We start from the raw sequence: 15,131 nt of genomic DNA on the forward strand, positions 1-15,131 counted from the left end.
TCACGGGCTCCTCCTCGGGTCCTGGGCCTGCGGGGTGGTCGGGCGGGTCACCAGCTCTTGTTGCGCACGGGGCGTCCTCTCGGTCGTGGGTGGGGTTTCGTGGGCGTCTCACCAGGACTTGTTGCGCATCTGCGTGCTCCTTCCGGGTCGTGGGGCGGGTGGTCTCGGTGGTCACCAGCTCTTGTTGCGCACGGGGCGTCCTCTCGGTCGTGGGTGGCGTTTCGTGGGTGTCTCACCAGGACTTGTTGCGCATCTGCGTGCTCCTTCCGGGTCGTGGGGCGGGTGGTCTCGGTGGTCACCAGCTCTTGTTGCTCACGGGCTCCTCCTCGGGTCCTGGGCCTGCGGGGTGGCGGGGCGGGTCACCAGCTCTTGTTGCGCACCTGCGTGCTCCTTCCGTCGGCGGGTGGTCGGGCGGTGGTCACCAGCTCTTGTTGCGCACGGGGCGTCCTCTCGGTCGCGGGTGGTGTGTGCGGGTGCCTCACCAGGACTTGTTGCGCACCGGGCACTCCTTCCGGGTCGTCGGTCAGCGGTCAGGGCGGTCACCAGCTCTTGTTGCGCACGGGCACTCCTGTTCGGTGGGCGGACGGCTGGGCGGCTCGGGTCACCAGCTCTTGTTGCGCACGGCGACGTCCTTCCTGGAGGGCGGTCGGATCGGGTGGTTCTCACCAGCTCTTGTTGCGCACGTGCTGCTCCGTTCGATGTGGATATGAGGGCTCCGGAAGTGACGGGGGAGGTGACTGCGCGTGGTGTTGCGGTTGTGCAAGTGCGGGCGGCTCCGGAGGACGGCGCGGACACGGCAGGCCGGCCCGGCGAAATGCAGGGGCGGTCGGTGCGCATGCACTCATTCCCTTCTTGATCACGGAATGCGATCGCCAAAACGGCGGCGTTCGCCGATCCGGAGCAGTGCGTCGACTCGTGAACCGGCTTCGGAGCGGAATTCCGGAGAAGCGCCGAGAAGCTCGGAAATGGGTCGACCCTCATCGTTGGTACGTCCGGGTGGTCTCGTCGGCGCACGTCGTCGGCCGTGGCCCGCCGTGGTGGCGGGGCGGACGGGGCGTGCAACAGGCGTCCCGGAGCGAGGGCGTCAGTGCCAGCTCTTGTTACGCACCGCGCACCTCCTCTCGCATTCGTCGGGTCGGCGGCCACCCTCGGTGACCCCGCGCACGTTCTCATGTGCCGTTGGGCTCACCGCCGATGACACCCGTCGAGTGGATCAACTATTCTCACGACCGGTGACGTCCGGATGACTGAGAGTACGAATGGCTAGCAAAGCGGGTGCAGGGGGTGCTCCGGAAGGAGCAATTCCCGGCCCCTGGAAAATTACTCGGTGGGCCGTGTGGAGCGTGCCCTCTCGGGTGATCCTGCCTGTGTTTCTCGTCGAGCTGACCGCGCTGGGCCTGTTGCTCACCCACGTCACCGCCCCCGGAATCACCACCCGGTCGTTGATCGACGCACTCACGCTGACCCTGCTCGGCGTCGCGCACACCGAGATCGCGGTCAGGGCCGAGCGGGTCCGCCGCCGCGTCACCGAGACGCCGCACGTCGACCTGAGTTCGGTCTGGACGTTCGCCGGGGCGGTCCTGCTGCCGCCGCTGCTGGCCGCGGTCGTGGCCGTCGTGGTGTTCACGCACCTGTGGTGGCGGGCGTGGCGGCCTCGGGTGCCGGTCTACCGGCAGGTCTTCAGCACCGCGACGGTCGTGCTGGCGTGCCAGGCGGCGGGCGCGATCGTGAGCTATGTCGTCCCGCACGCCCGCGACGTCGGACTGGGCGCGGGCGCCGGTCCGTTCGCGCTGGTCCTCGCCCTGCTGGCGTACACGACGATCAACAGCGGGCTGATCGCGGGCGCGATCGCGGTGAGCTCGCCGAAGCCGACCGTCGTGATGGTCCTGGGCCACTGGGACGAGAACGCGCTCGAGGTCGCGACGCTGTGCCTGGGCGGCCTCACCGCGGTCGTGCTGGCGTTCAACCCGTGGCTCGTGGTGTTCGTGCTGCCGGCACTGCTGGTGCTGCACCGGGCCGTCCTGGTCCGCCAGCTCGAGGAGGCCGCGAGCACCGACGGCAAGACGGGGCTGCTCAACGCCGCGGCGTGGCACGCCCACGCCCAGCGCGAGGTCTCCCGGGCCGTCCGGCAGGGCGGCGCCGCGTCGCTGCTGATCCTCGACCTCGACCACTTCAAGTCGGTCAACGACCGGCACGGCCACCTCGCCGGCGACAAGGTGCTCTCCGCGGTGGCCGAGACACTGCGCAGCGAGGTCCGCGAGAACGACCTGGTCGGCCGGTTCGGCGGCGAGGAGTTCGTCGTGCTGCTGCCCGGTGTCGACGACAGCGACTACGGGGTCGCGGAGCTGCGGCTGGTCGCCGACCGCATCCGCCGCCGCGTCGAGGGCATGGCGGTCGAGATGCCGACGCCCGACGGGCCGCTCACGATCACCGGGCTCACGGTGTCGATCGGGGGCGCCGCGTTCCCGACCGACGGCTCCGACCTGACCCGGCTGCTCGAGACGGCCGACTCGGCGCTCTACGCCGCCAAGCGCTCCGGCCGCAACGTCGTGCGGCTCGGTGCCCACGCCCGCGGCGACCGGGGCGACCGGACGGCGCGGGTCTCCGAGCTCGACGAGGCCGAGCCGCCGGCCGCGAGCTGACCCTGCGTGCACCGTCCGACGTCCGGGTGACCCTTGGTCACGGACCGCGCCCGAATCCACCCCGTTGAGTGACCGACTGCCGACTGACAGTTGTTCTCCGGCTCACTAATCTCGAACCTCGTCGAGGGTCGGGGAGGCCGGGGGGAGGCTCGATCGTGTTCGGATCGACGGCTCGCTGGAGCTTCTGGTCGGAGCCGGCGCGGGTCCGCCTCCTCGTCGTGGCGGTGGAGGCGGTCGCGATCGGCCTCGCGGTGGCCACGCTCTCCTCGGGGGCCCCCACGGGTGCCGATCTCGCGCTCGGCGGCTGGATCCTGCTGCTGGGGATGGCCCACATCGAAGCGGCCACCGGCATCGAGCGGATCCGGCGGCGGGTGACCGCCACGGCGTACTTCGACCTCAGTTCGGTCTGGACGTTCGCCGCCGCCCTGCTGCTGCCCGCCGCGGTCGCGACGGGAGTGGTCGTCGTCCTCTACGCGCACCTGTGGCTGCGGGTGTGGAAGCCGGCCCGGGTGCCGCTCTACCGGCTCGTCTACACCACCGCGACGGTCGTGCTGGCCGCCGTGGCGGCGCACGCCGTCGTCCTCGCCGCGCGCGCCGCGGGTGCCGCCGCCCACGAGCTGCCCGCACTCGGCTGGATCGCACTGGCCGCGCTGGTGTACCTCGTCGTGAACAACATGCTCGTCGTGGGCGCGGTGGCGCTCGGCGAAGGCCTCGGGCAGCCGCGCACCCTGCTCGGCGGCCTCGACGACCACGTGCTCGAGCTGGCCACCCTGTGCCTCGGCGCAATGGTGGCACTGGTGCTGACGGCGGACCGGTGGACGGCCGCCCTCGCGCTCGCGCCGTTGCTGGTGCTGCAGCGCGCGGTGCAGGTGCGTCAGCTGGAGGAGGCGGCCACCACCGACCAGAAGACGGGCTTGCTCAACACCGCGGCCTGGCGGTCGGCGGCGGCCCGACGGCTGGAGCGCGCGGACCGGTCCGGCGGCGCGGCGGTGCTGATCGCCGATCTCGACCACTTCAAGTCGGTCAACGACACGCACGGCCATCTGGTCGGCGACGCGGTGCTGGCCGCCGTCGCCGCCGAGCTGCGTGCCGAGGTCCGCCAGCACGACCTCGTCGCCCGCTTCGGCGGGGAGGAGTTCGTCGTCCTGCTGACCGACCTGACGGCGGGCGGTGCCGGTCGTCGCGAGGTGCTGGCCGTCGCCGAGCGCATCCGCGCCCGCGTCGCGGGCCTGGGCGTTCCGGTGCCGGCTGCCGCGGGGCCCGTCGTCGTCGACGGCCTGAGCATCTCCATCGGCGCCGCGATGTTCCCGGAGGACGGCGAGGAGCTGGAGAAGGTCCTCGCGGTGGCCGACGAGTCGCTGTACGCGGCCAAGGACGCCGGACGCAACACGGTCCGCATCGCCTCGGGGCCGGTCGTGCCGCAGGCCCGGCGGTCCACCGACGACGCGGCCGCGCCCGTGCCCGCTCCTGACCCGGTCGCCGCGCGCCCCTCGGCGCGGGCCGGGGGGCCGTTCGCCGAGTGAGTCCGGCACGCGCCGCACCGTGGCGGTCGGATGATCCCCCGCGACCGTAAGGTGGGGGGCGTGAGCCTGTTGCGTTCCATCCACGGCCCTCGCGATCTTCGTGGACTCGGTCCGGACCAGCTGGCCGAGCTCGTGGCGGAGATCCGTCGTTTCCTGGTCGCCGCGGTGGCCCGCACCGGGGGGCACCTGGGACCCAACCTGGGCGTCATCGAGCTGACCATCGCCCTGCACCGGGTGTTCGACTCGCCACGCGACACCCTGATCTGGGACACCGGCCACCAGGCCTACGTCCACAAGCTGCTCACCGGGCGGCACGACGGCTGGGACCGGCTGAAGATGACCGGCGGGCTCTCGGGCTACCCCAACCGGGGCGAGAGCGAGCACGACGTCGTGGAGAACAGCCACGCGTCGACGTCGCTGTCCTGGGCCGACGGGCTGGCCCGCGCCTACGCGCTGAACGGGGAGAACCGGCACGTCGTCGCCGTCATCGGCGACGGGGCCCTCACCGGCGGCATGGCCTGGGAGGCGCTGAACAACATCGCCGCAGCGCCGGACCGCAACGTCGTCGTCGTGGTCAACGACAACGGCCGCTCCTACGCCCCCACGATCGGCGGCCTGGCCGACCGTCTCGCGTCGCTGCGGCTGCAGCCCGGCTACGAGCGGGTCCTCGACGCGGGCAAGCACGCGCTGCGCGGCACGCCCGTCGTCGGACCGGCGATCTACGCGGGTCTGCACGCGCTCAAGGCCGGCGTGAAGGACGCGATCAGCCCGCAGGAGCTGTTCGCCGACCTGGGCATCAAGTACTTCGGCCCCATCGACGGGCACGACGTCGCCGCGATGGAGTCCGCGCTGCGCCGGGCCCGGCGCTTCGGCGGGCCGGTGATCGTGCACGCGGTGACCCGCAAGGGCAACGGGTACCTGCCCGCGGAGAACGACGCGGCCGAGCAGATGCACAGTCCCGCGGCGTTCGACCCGGCGACCGGCCGTCCGACCGGACCCAAGACCGCGGGCTGGACCAGCGTCTTCTCCGAGGAGATGGTGGCGCTGGGTGCGCGGCGCCCCGACGTCGTCGCCATCACGGCGGCGATGCTGGGCCCGGTGGGTCTCGCGGCCTTCGCGGAGGCCTACCCCGAGCGCTGCATCGACGTCGGCATCGCCGAGCAGCACGCGCTGACCTCGGCGGCGGGGCTCGCCCACGGCGGGCTGCACCCCGTCGTCGCGCTGTACTCGACGTTCCTCAACCGCGCGTTCGACCAGCTCCTGCTCGACGTCGCGCTGCACCGGCACGCCGTGACCCTGGTGCTCGACCGGGCGGGCGTCACCGGCAGCGACGGTCCGTCGCACAACGGGATGTGGGATCTGTCGCTGCTGGGCGTCGTCCCGGGGATCCGGGTGGCCGCGCCGCGCGACGCGGCGACGCTGCGCGAGGAGCTGGCCGAGGCCGTCGCGGTCGACGACGGCCCGACGGCCCTGCGCTTCCCCAAGGGCGCGGTCGTCGAGTCGGTCCCGGCCGTCCGGCGGATCGGCGGCCCGATCGGCGGTGCCGACGGCATCGGGACCGCCGCCGGTGCCGACGGCATCGGGACCGTCGACGTGCTGGCCGAACCGGCCGCGGGCGCCGACGCGCCGACGGTGCTGATGGTCTGCGTGGGCGCCTTCGCCGAGCTGGGCGTGGCCGCCGCGGAGCGGCTGTCGCACCAGGGCATCGGCGTCACGGTCGTCGACCCGCGCTGGGTGCTGCCGGTACCCGAGGCGCTCGTCGAGCTCGCGGCGGCGCACCAGCTCGTCGTGACCGTCAGCGACGCGGGCCGCCACGGCGGCTTCGGCTCGGCGCTCTCGGACCTCCTGCGGTCGTGCGAGGTCGACGTCCCGAGCCGCGACCTCGCGCTGCCACAGCAGTTCCTCGACCACGGCAGCCGGTCCGACGTGCTCGTCGCCGCGGGTCTCACCGTCCAGGACGTGGCCCGCAGGGTCACCGAGTGGGCCTCGGCGCTGCCGGGGTGCCGCGTCGTGCAGGGCGCGGTCGACGACGGCGTCCTCGAGCCCGGTACCACCCGCGACGACGCGCCGTCCGGCGGTTCCGAGGACCGGGCGCGCTGATGCGCGTGCTGATCGTCGAGGACGAGCGGGCCCTGGCCGACGCCGTGGCCCGCGGGCTGCGCCGGGAGGGCCTGGCCGTCGACCTCGCCTACGACGGGCTGGAGGGCCAGGAGAAGACGTCGGTCACCCGGTACGACGTCGTCGTCCTCGACCGGGACCTGCCCGGCATGTCGGGCGACGAGCTGTGCGACGAGATCGTCGCCTCCGCCGCGCCGACGCGGGTCCTGATGCTCACCGCCAGCGGGTCGCTGGCCGACAAGGTCGACGGGCTGTCCCGCGGCGCCGACGACTACCTGGCCAAGCCGTTCGACTTCCCCGAGCTGGTCGCCCGGATCCGGGCGCTCGGCCGGCGGGCGACGCCCGCGACGCCGCCGTTGCTGGTCGCCGGTGACGTCGCGCTCGACCCGGCGCGGCGGACGGTGCGCCGGGCCGAGCAGGTCGTCGAGCTGACCCGCAAGGAGTTCGGGGTCCTCGAGGTGCTGATGGGCGCGCGCGGGGCCGTCGTGTCCAGCGAGGAGCTGCTGGAACGGGTGTGGGACGAGAACGCCGACCCGTTCACGACGACCGTGCGCGTCACCGTCATGACGCTGCGCAAGAAGCTGGGGGAGCCGGGGGTCATCGAGACCGTCGTCGGCGCCGGCTACCGGGTCCCGGCGGCGGGCTGACCGGGGCGAGGGTGGCCGCGGCGCGACCTCCCGGCGGCCGGGGGACCCCCGGGCGGCGGCCGGGGCCGGGCCTGCGGCCGCGGCTGACGGTCCTCGCGACGGTGCTCGTCGCGCTGGTCAGTGCGCTTCTGCTGTGGCTGGGCTGGTGGCTCGTCGGCGGGGTCGCCCAGTCGTCGGTGCCCGCGTTCCCGGAGGGCGGCACGGTACGCGTCGACGGCGTGGAGGTGCCCGCCGAGCAGGTCGGCCAGGCGGTGGGCGCCGCGGCGCGTGCGGAGGTGCTGCGGGCCGGGCTGATCGCGTTCCCGCTGGTCGTGGTCGCGGCGGCCGTCGTGTCGTGGGTGCTGGTGGGCCGGGTGCTCGCGCCGCTGCACGCGGTGACGGCGACGGCGCGGCGGCTCTCGGCCGAGTCGCTCGACGAACGGATCGCGTTGCGCGACGCCCGCGGCGAGGTCGCCGAGCTGGCCGCGGTGTTCGACGCGATGCTCGACCGGCTACAGGCGGCGTTCGACGCCCAGCGCCGGTTCGTCGCCAATGCGAGCCACGAGCTGCGCACGCCGTTGGCCGTGCTGCGCACGGAGGTCGACGTGACGTTGGCCGACCCCGACGCGGACCTCGACGAGCTGCGCCGCATGGCGGAGGTGGTCCGCGACGCCACCCGCCGCGCCGACGAGCTCGTGGGCGCGCTGTTGCTGCTCGCGCGCACCCAGGCCGTCGGACATCTCGACGCCCGTCCGGTCGACCTGGCCGAGCTCGCCGCGTCGAGCGTGGCGGCCGTGTCGGGCGCGGCGGCGGCGCGCGGGCTGCGGATGTCGGTGTCGGCGGCGCCCGCGCCCGCCGCGGGGGACCCGGTCCTGCTCGGCCGGGTCGCGGGCAACCTGCTCGAGAACGCGGTGCGGCACAACGTGCCCGGCGGTTGGGTGGAGGTCTGCACGGGGCCCGTCGCGGGCGGGGCGGAGCTGCGGGTGGCCTCGGGTGGCGACGTCATCGCCCCGGAGCGGGTGGCCGAGCTGTTCGAGCCCTTCCGCCGCGGCCCGCGCGACCGCACCGGCGACGCCGGGGGTGCGGGGCTGGGCCTGTCGATCGTGCGGGCCGTCGTGCTGGCGCACGGGGGCAGCGTCCGCGGCGATGCGGTGCCCGGCGGCGGGCTCGCGGTGACCGTTCGGATCCCCCACACGCCGGAGGACGGACACTGAGCGTCCGTGCGAGGGCCGGCGCGCCGAGCGTCACGCCTTCGCGGCGACGGCCTTCTCCAGCAGTGGTGCCGTCAGGGTGATCTGCCACGGCCGGGCCCCGCCGGCAGCCAGCGCGGCGGCGACGTCACCGTCGGCGGGCGGGGTCCAGCACACCCGGCGCAGCAGGTCCGGTAGCAGCAGGTTCTCCGCCGGGATCGACCACTTCTCGGCGAGGTCGGCCAACGCGCTGCGGGCGGCGGAGAGCCGAGCGGCCGCGTCGGGGTCGCGGTCGGACCATCGCGCGACCGGCGGCGGACCGTCACCGGGCACCGTGGCGCGCGGGAGCTCCTCGGCAGGCAGCTGGGCGGCCCGCTCCAGCGCGGCGAACCAGTACGACGTGAGCCGCCGCTGCGAGCGCCCGCGGAACACCGGCATCGCCGCCAGCGCGCCCGGTGTGGCGGGTGCGTTGACGGCGGCGTCGACGATCGCGGCGTCGGGCAGGACCCGGCCGGGAGCGATGTCGCGTTCGGCGGCCAGCTTGTCGCGGGCCTCCCACAGCGCGCGGACGACTGCGAGCGCACGCGGCTTGCGCACCTTGTGGATGCCCGAGGTCCGCCGCCACGGCTCCGCGCGGGGCGCGGGCGCGGCGGCGGTGCGGACGGCCTCGAACTCCTGCGCGGCGAACTCCGACTTGCCCTGCTCGGCGAGCATCCCGGCGAGCAGGTCGCGCAGCTCGATGAGCACCTCGACGTCGAGCGCGGCGTAGACGAGCCAGTCCTCGGGCAGCGGTCGCCGGGACCAGTCGGCGGCGCCGTGACCCTTCTCCAGAGCGAGCCCGAGCAGCTGTTCGACCATCGGCCCGAGCCCGACGCGGGGGAGCCCGGCCAGCCGGCCGGCGAGCTCGGTGTCGAACAGCGAGGTCGGGGCGAGCCCGACCTCGGCCAGGCACGGGAGATCCTGCGACGCGGCGTGCAGCACCCATTCCGGCCCCGTCAGCGCCGGGGACAGCGCCGAGAGGTCGGAACCCAGCGGGATCGGATCGATCAGTGCCGATCCCGCGCCCGCCCGGCGCAGCTGCACCAGGTATGCCCGCTGGGAGTAGCGGAAGCCGGACGCGCGCTCGGCGTCGACCGCGACCGGGCCGGAACCCGCCGCGAACGCCGCCGCCGTGCGCTCCAACGCCCTGGCGTCGGCCACCACGTCGGGCAGGCCGTCGGCAGGGCGCAGCAGCGGCACCGGTCCGTCGGGTCGACCTGGCCCGTCGGTCGTGCCGTCCGCCCCGTGACGCGGGGGAGCGCTCGGTTGGTTCGTCGTCAGCGGATGACTCCCGCACGCATCGCCAGCGCCACCATCTGGGCCCGGTCACCCGTACCGAGCTTGCGGCCGATCCGCGACAGGTGGCTCTTGACGGTCAGCGCCGACAGGCTGAGGGCCTCACCGATCTCCTTGTTCGACTGCCCGTCCGCGACCAGCTGCAGCACCTCCACCTCGCGCGCCGAGAGCTCGCGCGGGGTGTTGTCGGTGCCCGGGACGCGCGTCCCGGTGGCGAGCAGCGGCGCGACCGTCGGGTCGGCGTAGACGCCGCCGTCGAGCACCCGCTTCACACCATCGGTCACGACGGCCGGCGAGGCCGACTTGAGCAGATACGCCTGGGCGCCCGCCTGGAACGCGGAGCGGACGGCGTACGGGTCGTCGGACGAGGCCAGCACGACGAGCCGGTTCCAGCCCAGCGCGCGCAGCTCCGTCACGAGGTCGAGCCCGCTGCCGTCGGGCCGACCGAGATCGAGGATCGCGAGGTCGCACGGCCCGTTCGCCTGTGCCCGTGCACGTGCCTCGGCCACCGAGGCGGCCTCGTGCACCGTACCGGCCCCCATCGACCGCAGCCGCGCTGCGATCGCCTCGCGAAGGAGCGGGTGGTCGTCGACCACCAGCACCGAGAACAACTCTTCCCGCGGGTGCGGGACCATGGCAGGCGACAGCACAGCTCCGGTGGAACTGCGCATGGGTGCGCCCTGGCCCACAACGGCCACGTTCTTACCTCCCTGGAGTCGGTCGTTGCCCCCCGACCGGCACCAGATCCTCGGGCCGACGGAGAGTTGCGCCCGACCGCCCGAGGAGGTGTCGTGGAGGAAGCGTAGCCCCCCAAGCGGTCTAACGTCGTGTATCCGATCGAACTTCTCCGGGTGAAAGTTACAGCGTTGTCGCGCTGTGTACACCCGATCGGGTGATCAACAGTCTGTGACCGATCGACTCCCCGACATGAAACCGCTGGTGAGCACGCGCTTATACCGTTCGGCGCGCAAGTCGCGGAACGCCGACCGGTGGCAGCCCGGCGGCGGTCGCGACGAGTGTCGCGAAGGCCTCGGAGTGCCGGGAGAGCGTGTCGGCCCCCTCGTTCGGGGTCCACGACGCCCGGATCTCGACGTCGTCGTCGCGCCGCGGCCCGGCGATGTCACCGAACCGCACCGACGACGTCTGCGTCACCGTCCCACCCAGTGCCGTGTGCCCGGCACCGCCCGCCTCGAGTGCCTCGGTCAGCCACGACCACGCGATGACCGGGAGCATCTCGTCCCCGAGCTGCTCGGGCTCCAGCCGTGCCTGGACGAAGCACACGAGCCGGAACGTCCCCTCCCACTTGTCCTGCCCGGCCGGGTCGTGCAGCAGGATCAGCCGGCCGGAGGTGTCGGGCTCGTCGAGGTCGTCGAGCCCGTCGCCGCGGTGCCCGATGTCGGCCTCGACGCTGTACGCCCAGGAGAAGGGCGCGAGCCGCGGCGGGGCCTCGAGCGGGCGGACGACGAGCTCGGGCCGGGGTCGGTACGACGACAGCGCCGCCACCGCGCGGCCGAACTCCGGTGGTGGAGAGGTCGTGTCGGGCACGACCGGGGACTCTAGGTCGCGCCCGCGCCGCGCCGGGGCAGGCGCGCCGGGATCCGATCGGGGGACCGGCCCCCAGCTGTGGGATCATCGGGTTCTGATGAGTGCCCGCACCGATCTCAGCGCCCCTCCCGCCACCCGCCGGGACCTGCGCGCCGCCCCGTTCCTGGTCGCCGCGCGCGGTGGCCGACCGGCGCGGCTGCCGGTGTGGTTCATGCGGCAGGCGGGCCGGTCGCTGCCCGAGTACCGGGCGCTGCGGGCGGACACCGGCATCATCCAGGCCTGCCTGGACCCGGAGCTCACGTGCGAGATCACCCTGCAGCCGGTGCGCCGGCACGGGGTCGACGCCGCGATCCTGTTCAGCGACATCGTCGTGCCCCTGTACCTGTCGGGCGTGGGGGTCGACATCGTGGCCGGCACCGGGCCCGTCGTCGCGCGGCCGGTCCGCACCGCGGCCGACGTCGAGGCCCTCCCGCGGCTGCACCCCGAGCAGGTCGCGCCCGTCGTCGACGCGATCCGGCTGCTGCTGCCCGCGCTGGGCGAGACGCCGCTCATCGGGTTCGCCGGGGCGCCGTTCACCCTGGCGTCCTACCTGGTCGAGGGCGGACCGAGCCGCAACCACGAACGCACCAAGGCGCTCATGCGCAGCGCCCCCGACGTCTGGCACGCGCTGCTGTCCCGGCTCGCCGCGAACGCCGCGACGTTCCTGCAGGCCCAGGTCGACGCGGGCGTCGACGCCGTGCAGCTTTTCGACTCGTGGGCCGGCGCGCTGTCCGAGCGCGACTACCGCCGCCACGTCATGCCGCACTCGGCCGCGGTCCTCGAACCGCTCGCGGGCAGCGGGATCCCGCGCATCCACTTCGGTGTCGGCACCGGGGAGCTGCTCGGTGCGATGGCCGACGCGGGCGCGGACGTCATCGGCGTCGACTGGCGCGTCCCGCTCGACGAGGCCGTCCGCCGCACCGGCGGCAGGCACGCCGTGCAGGGCAACCTCGATCCGGCGGTGCTGTTCGCCGATCCGGTGTCGATCGAGGCCGAGGTCCGGCGCATCGCCGCCGAGGGCAGGGCCGCGTCCGGCCACGTCTTCAACCTGGGGCACGGTGTGCTGCCCGAGACCGACCCGGACGTCGTGACGCGCGTGGTCGACCTGGTGCACACGCTGCCCGGCTGATGGCCGAGCACGTCCCGCGCCCGACGCACGGCACCCGCCCGACGCCGGGCACCGGCCCGACCGTCGCGGTCGTCGGCGGGGGCATCTCCGGGCTCGCCACGGCCCACCGGTTGCGCACGCTGCTCGGCGACGCGGCGCGGATCGTCGTCTGCGAGCGCTCGGGGCGCATCGGGGGCGTGCTGCACACCGTCGACCTCGCCGGGGTGGCCGTCGACGTCGGCGCCGAGGCCTTCCTCGCCCGCCGGCCCGAGGTGCCGGCACTGCTCGCCGAGCTCGGGCTCGCCGACGTCGTCGTGCACCCGACCAGGGCCGCGGCGTCGATCCGCGCGGGCGGGCGCACCGGCCCGCTCCCCGCCGGCACCCTGATGGGCGTCCCGACCAGCGCCGCACGTCTCGACGGCGTGCTGTCGGCCGCGGGCCTGGCCGCCGTCGCCGCCGAGCCGCACCGGCCGCTGCACTGGCGGCCGGGCGCCGACGTCGCCCTCGGCGGGCTGCTCCGCGAGCGGTTCGGCCCCGAGATCGCCGACCGCGTCGCCGATCCCCTGCTCGGCGGGGTCTACGCGGGCCGGGTCGACGCGCTCGGCGTGCGCGCCACCGTCCCCGCGCTCGCGGCGGCGCTCGACGCGGGCGCCTCGTCGCTGACCGCGGCCGCCGACGCCGCCGCGCCGGCCCCGTCGGTCGCGGCGGGGCCCGTCTTCGGCGCGGTCCGGGGCGGCTACCGGGTCCTGCTCGACGCGCTGACCGCCGCCGCACGGCCGGAGCTGCGGCTGGACACGACCGTCCGCACCCTCGAGCGGACGGCGGCCGGGTGGCGCCTCGTCCTCGGCCCCGTCCCCGCCCCCGAGTACCTCGACGCCGACGCCGTGGTGCTCGCCGTGCCCGCGCCCGCCGTCCGCAGGTTGCTCGCCGACGCCGTGCCCGCCGCGGCGGCCGCCGCGGCGCGGATCGAGCTGGCCTCGTCGGTCGTCGTCGCGATGGCCTACCGGGCCGCCGACGTCGCCGCCCTGCCGCCGACCTCGGGCGTCCTCGTCGCGGCCGACGAGCCGCTGTCGATCAAGGCGGCGACCCACACGTCGACGAAGTGGGGCCATCTCGCCCCCGACGCCACAGACGGGCACTACCGGCTGCGCACCTCCCTCGGCCGGTTCGGCGAGGCGCACACGCTGCAGGTCGACGACGAGACCCTCGTCGACCGGGCGCGCGCCGACCTCGCCACGCTGCACGCGATCACGGCCGCACCGGTCGCGGTCCACGTCCAGCGCTGGGGCGGCGGGCTGCCCCAGTACGGCGTCGGACACATCGGGACGGTCGCTGCGCTCGAGGCCGCCGTCGCCGCGGCGCCGCGGCTCGCCGTCGCGGGAGCGGCCCTGCACGGGGTCGGGGTGCCGGCCTGCATCGGCACCGCGCGCGCCGCAGCCGACCACGTCGCGAGCGCGCTCGCCGTCCTCCGGTGACCCGCGCGCCCGGGTCACGGTGACCTGCCGCACCCGCGCTCGCACCTCGCGGCGGGCGGCTCCGTAGACTCGGCTGCATGGCACGCCTCGACTACGCGCAGCTCAACGACACGATCCGCTACACCATGTGGTCGGTGTTCCGCGTCGAGGCCGGCAAGCTCGGCGACGACCGCGGCGCCGTCGCGAGCCAGGCGACCGAGTTCGTGGAGGCGCTGGCGGGCAAGGGCGTCGTCGTCCGCGGGGTGTACGACCTCGCCGGCCTGCGCGCCGACGCCGACTACATGATCTGGTGGCACGCCGAGACCGTCGAGGCGCTGCAGGCGGCCTACGCCGACCTGCGCCGCACCACCGCGCTCGGCCGCGCCTCCGTGCCGGTGTGGAGCCAGGTCGCGCTGCACCGGCCGGCCGAGTTCAACAAGAGCCACATCCCGGCGTTCCTCGCCGGCGAGGAGGCGCGCCGCTACGTGTGCGTCTACCCGTTCGTCCGGTCCTACGACTGGTACCTGCTGCCCGACGACGAGCGGCGCAAGATGCTCGCCGACCACGGCAAGGAGGCGCGGGACTACCCCGACGTGCGGGCCAACACCGTCCCCGCGTTCGCACTGGGCGACTACGAGTGGATCCTCGCCTTCGAGGCCGACGAGCTGCACCGCATCGTCGACCTGATGCGGCACCTGCGCGCCACCGAGGCCCGCCGCCACGTCCGCGAGGAGATTCCGTTCTACACGGGCCCGCGGGTCGAGGTCGGCGACCTCGTCAGCAGCCTGCCGTAGACCGTCGCCCGGCCCTTCTCCGCCGGCTCGGTGGGTGGGCCGGCTGCTAGCGACGGTGCGTCCCGCGGCGGGCCGGCCGGTGCCGGCCGCCCTTCTTCCTCGCGGGGACGGGGCCGCCCGGTGCCGGGGTCGCGTCCGGGCGGGGGGTGCGGGAGCTGTTGACCGTCCGCCCGCGGACGATCCCGATGAACTCCTCCATCAGCTCGCTGTTCTCCGCATCCGGCCAGGCGAGGCCGACGCCCGACCCCGGCGCGTCGGCCACCGGCCGGTAGGTGAGGTCCCGGCGGTGGTGCAGGCGGGCCAGCGACTGCGGGACGAGCAGCAGGCCGACTCCCGCGGCGACGAGCTCGACCGCCTCGGCCGTCGTCGCGGGGGCGAACGCCGCGGGCCGCCCCGGCCGGTCACCGGGCCAGTCGAGCACGTCGTCCTGCGGGTGCAGGACGATCTCGTCGGCCAGGTCGGCGACCGTCGCCTCCTCGGTCGCGGTGACGACGTGGTCCTTCGGGACGACGGCAACGGTGGTCTCGGTGTAGAGCGGGATCGTGTGCAGCCCGCTGCGGTCGACCGGCAGCCGGAGCACGGCGGCGTCCACCGCGCCGCGGCGGATCAGCGTCGCCGCCTCGTCCGGGGTCGTCGTGACCAGCTCCAGGGGGACACGGGGCCGGCGTTCGGACCACATCCGCGCCCACTTGCCCGGGGTGACGCCCGGGACGTAGCCGAGCCGGAAGACTGCGAAGTCGCTCGGCCCGGTCACCCG

General features: G+C 74.6%; 12 protein-coding genes. 8 read left to right on the top strand and 4 right to left on the bottom strand.

Features of this window, described 5'->3' with window-relative positions; genetic code table 11:
• Positions 1–1,355: 1,355 nt before the first annotated feature.
• The 5 genes from PSD17_RS28660 to PSD17_RS28680 all read left to right on the top strand — a co-directional run bounded on the left by PSD17_RS28660 (position 1,356) and on the right by PSD17_RS28680 (position 8,123).
• On the top strand, positions 1,356–2,642 hold the full coding sequence (locus PSD17_RS28660) for a GGDEF domain-containing protein (protein WP_234027857.1): 1,287 nt from the start codon (positions 1,356–1,358) through the stop codon (positions 2,640–2,642).
• Positions 2,643–2,797: 155 nt separating this feature from the next.
• The gene (locus PSD17_RS28665; protein ID WP_339125473.1) at positions 2,798–4,165 is read left to right on the top strand and encodes a GGDEF domain-containing protein; all 1,368 of its coding nucleotides are present in this window, start codon (positions 2,798–2,800) and stop codon (positions 4,163–4,165) included.
• Positions 4,166–4,225: 60 nt separating this feature from the next.
• Positions 4,226–6,265, top strand: coding sequence for a 1-deoxy-D-xylulose-5-phosphate synthase (dxs, locus tag PSD17_RS28670; protein WP_339125475.1), 2,040 nt, complete (start codon positions 4,226–4,228; stop codon positions 6,263–6,265).
• Entirely contained in the window at positions 6,265–6,930 is a 666-nt protein-coding gene (locus PSD17_RS28675) for a response regulator transcription factor (RefSeq protein ID WP_013675013.1), read from the top strand. Before dxs ends, PSD17_RS28675 begins: the two co-directional genes overlap by 1 nt.
• 11 nt (positions 6,931–6,941) lie before the next feature.
• Positions 6,942–8,123 (top strand): sensor histidine kinase, encoded by a 1,182-nt coding sequence (locus PSD17_RS28680; protein ID WP_339125477.1) that lies wholly within the window; start codon positions 6,942–6,944, stop codon positions 8,121–8,123.
• Between the two features lie 30 nt (positions 8,124–8,153).
• On the opposite strand, the gene PSD17_RS28685 is transcribed toward PSD17_RS28680, so the two are convergent.
• The 3 genes from PSD17_RS28685 to PSD17_RS28695 all read right to left on the bottom strand — a co-directional run bounded on the left by PSD17_RS28685 (position 8,154) and on the right by PSD17_RS28695 (position 10,979).
• Positions 8,154–9,338 (bottom strand): ribonuclease D, encoded by a 1,185-nt coding sequence (locus PSD17_RS28685; RefSeq protein ID WP_339125479.1) that lies wholly within the window; start codon positions 9,336–9,338, stop codon positions 8,154–8,156.
• Between the two features lie 77 nt (positions 9,339–9,415).
• A complete protein-coding gene (locus tag PSD17_RS28690; protein ID WP_339125514.1) occupies positions 9,416–10,069 on the bottom strand; it encodes a response regulator transcription factor in 654 nt (217 codons plus the stop codon).
• 316 nt (positions 10,070–10,385) lie between these two features.
• The gene (locus tag PSD17_RS28695; RefSeq protein ID WP_013675017.1) at positions 10,386–10,979 is read right to left on the bottom strand and encodes a DUF3000 domain-containing protein; all 594 of its coding nucleotides are present in this window, start codon (positions 10,977–10,979) and stop codon (positions 10,386–10,388) included.
• A gap of 97 nt (positions 10,980–11,076) precedes the next feature.
• Between PSD17_RS28695 and hemE the strand changes: the two genes are divergently transcribed.
• The 3 genes from hemE to hemQ all read left to right on the top strand — a co-directional run bounded on the left by hemE (position 11,077) and on the right by hemQ (position 14,374).
• Positions 11,077–12,147, top strand: coding sequence for a uroporphyrinogen decarboxylase (gene hemE, locus PSD17_RS28700; RefSeq protein WP_103382177.1), 1,071 nt, complete (start codon positions 11,077–11,079; stop codon positions 12,145–12,147).
• Positions 12,147–13,601, top strand: coding sequence for a protoporphyrinogen oxidase (gene hemG / locus PSD17_RS28705; protein ID WP_339125481.1), 1,455 nt, complete (start codon positions 12,147–12,149; stop codon positions 13,599–13,601). Before hemE ends, hemG begins: the two co-directional genes overlap by 1 nt.
• Positions 13,602–13,678: 77 nt before the next feature.
• Positions 13,679–14,374, top strand: a complete 696-nt coding sequence (gene hemQ, locus PSD17_RS28710; protein WP_013675020.1) for a hydrogen peroxide-dependent heme synthase — start codon at positions 13,679–13,681, stop codon at positions 14,372–14,374.
• A 46-nt stretch (positions 14,375–14,420) separates the two neighbouring features.
• On the opposite strand, the gene PSD17_RS28715 is transcribed toward hemQ, so the two are convergent.
• A complete protein-coding gene (locus tag PSD17_RS28715) occupies positions 14,421–15,128 on the bottom strand; it encodes a LysR family substrate-binding domain-containing protein (protein WP_339125482.1) in 708 nt (235 codons plus the stop codon).
• Positions 15,129–15,131 lie beyond the last annotated feature (3 nt).

It is taken from the genome of Pseudonocardia sp. D17 (genome assembly GCF_036984265.1).
Taxonomy (GTDB): domain Bacteria; phylum Actinomycetota; class Actinomycetes; order Mycobacteriales; family Pseudonocardiaceae; genus Pseudonocardia; species Pseudonocardia benzenivorans.